Genomic DNA, 3,466 nt, shown 5'->3' with positions numbered 1-3,466 from the left:
CCCGCTACGGCCAAGCTTTCCAGCTTGTTCGGCTTTATTCCTGATTGCCACTGGCCTGGTCCGCGTTCGCTCGCCACTACTTGCGGAGTCTCGGTTGATGTCCTTTCCTGCAGGTACTTAGATGTTTCAGTTCCCTGCGTTCGCTTCTAACCCCTATCTATTCGAAGGTTAGATACCTTATTAACGATACTTGGAAACCTGTGCAGTTGTTGATGTTCTGCCAGCGTTAACAAGGACTTCTGTCCTCACGCTGTCGCGATCCTTGATCGCTTCGCTGCGGACGGCGCGCCAAACGATTGGCAACGACCTGGCGGTCTGTATGGGAAGTCCCATGCAGCGTCCTCAGCGCCAGTCCAACTGAACAGATTTTCCAAGTATCTAAGGTGGGTTGCCCCATTCGGAGATCCATGGATCAAAGCTCATTCGCAGCTCCCCACGGCTTATCGCAGCGTATCACGTCCTTCTTCGCCTGTGCATGCCAAGGCATCCACCAAATGCCCTTACGACACTTAATCGTTCTCATTGCCAATGCTCATCAGTATAGCCTGCACTTGGTGCAGGCAGCAGGGCTACCTTTTACAACCCTGCCATCTCATGATGCCATCGACGTGTTCGATCCGGTCACTTATTGGAGCTACGCCGAGCAGCTCGCTTGTGCCGGATCATAAGACCAGCTTCTCGAGATCAAATCCGGGACCGCGCGGTTAGCAGACGGCCATCAGTAAAGTCGTCAGAGGCGCCCGAAGACACCAACAACGACCGACCAGAGTGACAAGCTTCCTTTCTCCACTGACCCCTCTTTCGTTTCCAGTCGGCTAGACCATCAACGACATCATAAGGACCAGCTTCAAACTCGGGCCTAAACCCGAACCTGGAAGCCTCCAGATCAATCTTCTCTTCACGATTTTTGCAGAACAGGCACAAACGCATTTCGCGTCGTGCAAACTTGTATTTTCTTCAGAAGACAATTTTGTGCTCACGCGCCGCAGGCGCTCCGCAGGGGCGCCAAACGATTGGCGACGCGCTCTGCGCTGTATTGCTGCCATACTCAAACCTGAGCAAGGCTGCGACAGCGTCAGGACCAAATATGGTGGAGCTGAGCGGGATCGAACCGCTGACCCCCTGCTTGCAAAGCAGGTGCTCTCCCAGCTGAGCTACAGCCCCAATCAATGAGCGAATAGCGAATAGGGAGTAGCCAATGCAGCCACCTTACTCGATCGCAACAATCCACCATGTCCGCAAGGCCAGACCAGAAAGCCAGTCAATCCCCAGATCCATCATCTCCCAATGAAGATGGTGGGCCCGGGAAGACTTGAACTTCCGACCCCACGCTTATCAAGCGTGTGCTCTAACCAACTGAGCTACGGGCCCATTCCTGGCCACCGAGCGTTGCGGCTTTTGTCTTCTTGAAGAAAGAGAAACGTAGTCGGCGTTTCCCGCCATACCGTCGTGACCGAAGTCTACGCGGCGTATTGCGTTTTCGATGGTCGCCTGACTGGCGCCATCTATGTTCTAAAAAGCGGATTTAGCATCCTAAGGACGAACAGCTATTCACTATCCGCTACTCCCTATTCGCAATAAATCGGCTTCCTTAGAAAGGAGGTGATCCAGCCGCAGGTTCCCCTACGGCTACCTTGTTACGACTTCACCCCAGTCGCTGACCCTACCGTGGTCGCCTGCCTCCATTGCTGGTTAGCGCAGCGCCTTCGGGTAAAACCAACTCCCATGGTGTGACGGGCGGTGTGTACAAGGCCCGGGAACGTATTCACCGCGGCGTGCTGATCCGCGATTACTAGCGATTCCAACTTCATGCACTCGAGTTGCAGAGTGCAATCCGAACTGAGATGGCTTTTGGAGATTAGCTCGGGGTCACCCCTTCGCTGCCCACTGTCACCACCATTGTAGCACGTGTGTAGCCCAGCCCGTAAGGGCCATGAGGACTTGACGTCATCCCCACCTTCCTCTCGGCTTATCACCGGCAGTCCCCTTAGAGTGCCCAACCAAATGCTGGCAACTAAGGGCGAGGGTTGCGCTCGTTGCGGGACTTAACCCAACATCTCACGACACGAGCTGACGACAGCCATGCAGCACCTGTGTCCCGGTCCCCGAAGGGAAAAGTCCATCTCTGGACCGGTCCGGGCATGTCAAGGGCTGGTAAGGTTCTGCGCGTTGCTTCGAATTAAACCACATGCTCCACCGCTTGTGCGGGCCCCCGTCAATTCCTTTGAGTTTTAATCTTGCGACCGTACTCCCCAGGCGGAATGTTTAATGCGTTAGCTGCGCCACCGAACAGTAAACTGCCCGACGGCTAACATTCATCGTTTACGGCGTGGACTACCAGGGTATCTAATCCTGTTTGCTCCCCACGCTTTCGCACCTCAGCGTCAGTAATGGACCAGTCAGCCGCCTTCGCCACTGGTGTTCCTGCGAATATCTACGAATTTCACCTCTACACTCGCAATTCCACTGACCTCTTCCACACTCAAGACACCCAGTATCAAAGGCAGTTCCGGGGTTGAGCCCCGGGATTTCACCCCTGACTTAAATGTCCGCCTACGTGCGCTTTACGCCCAGTAATTCCGAACAACGCTAGCCCCCTTCGTATTACCGCGGCTGCTGGCACGAAGTTAGCCGGGGCTTCTTCTCCGGATACCGTCATTATCTTCTCCGGTGAAAGAGCTTTACAACCCTAGGGCCTTCATCACTCACGCGGCATGGCTGGATCAGGCTTGCGCCCATTGTCCAATATTCCCCACTGCTGCCTCCCGTAGGAGTTTGGGCCGTGTCTCAGTCCCAATGTGGCTGATCATCCTCTCAGACCAGCTATGGATCGTCGCCTTGGTAGGCCTTTACCCCACCAACTAGCTAATCCAACGCGGGCCAATCCTTTCCCGATAAATCTTTCCCCCGAAGGGCTCATACGGTATTAGCACAAGTTTCCCTGCGTTATTCCGTAGAAAAGGGTATGTTCCCACGCGTTACTCACCCGTCTGCCGCTCGTATTGCTACGCGCTCGACTTGCATGTGTTAAGCCTGCCGCCAGCGTTCGTTCTGAGCCAGGATCAAACTCTCAAGTTGAGAATCCAATCCGTGACTAATCACTTGTTCTGAATCGACGAGAACTCACTCTGGAATAAATGCATATCCATGCACCCATTCCATGGTGTTCTCATATCAAAACGTGACCGTCACTTTGTCTTCATCTGGACAGACCCTTCGATCCATCCGCGAGACGCCGCCGACCACGTTTCTCTTTCTTCCATTCTTCAATTGTCAAATAACCGACGCAAAAGCCTCACCTAAAGGCCAAAACGTCAAATCCCCAAGAGCCAAACCGTAACCCGGCCCACAATCAGCAGTCGCCAATGCTTAAGGATTTCTCCAGAACAAAGGACTTCGTCGCCAGCAGCGCCGCCGCCCTCGTCAGTGACACGGCTTATAGAAGCTCACCCAAGATGAAGTCAAC

General features: G+C 54.1%; 2 tRNA genes and 2 rRNA genes. All 4 read right to left on the bottom strand.

Annotation, left to right across the window (positions count from 1 at the left end):
- Window positions 1–515: ribosomal RNA gene (locus tag JL39_RS14845) — 23S ribosomal RNA — on the bottom strand; the annotation flags it as partial.
- A 573-nt stretch (window positions 516–1,088) separates the two neighbouring features.
- Window positions 1,089–1,164: transfer RNA gene (locus JL39_RS14840), tRNA-Ala, on the bottom strand.
- Window positions 1,165–1,294: 130 nt separating this feature from the next.
- Window positions 1,295–1,371 (bottom strand) — tRNA-Ile (locus tag JL39_RS14835).
- Window positions 1,372–1,595: 224 nt separating this feature from the next.
- Window positions 1,596–3,078: ribosomal RNA gene (locus tag JL39_RS14830) — 16S ribosomal RNA — on the bottom strand.
- Window positions 3,079–3,466: the final 388 nt, after the last annotated feature.

It is taken from the genome of Rhizobium sp. YS-1r, assembly GCF_000757525.1.
Classification (GTDB): domain Bacteria; phylum Pseudomonadota; class Alphaproteobacteria; order Rhizobiales; family Rhizobiaceae; genus Neorhizobium; species Neorhizobium petrolearium.
This window is presented reverse-complemented; position numbering and strand designations above follow the sequence as displayed.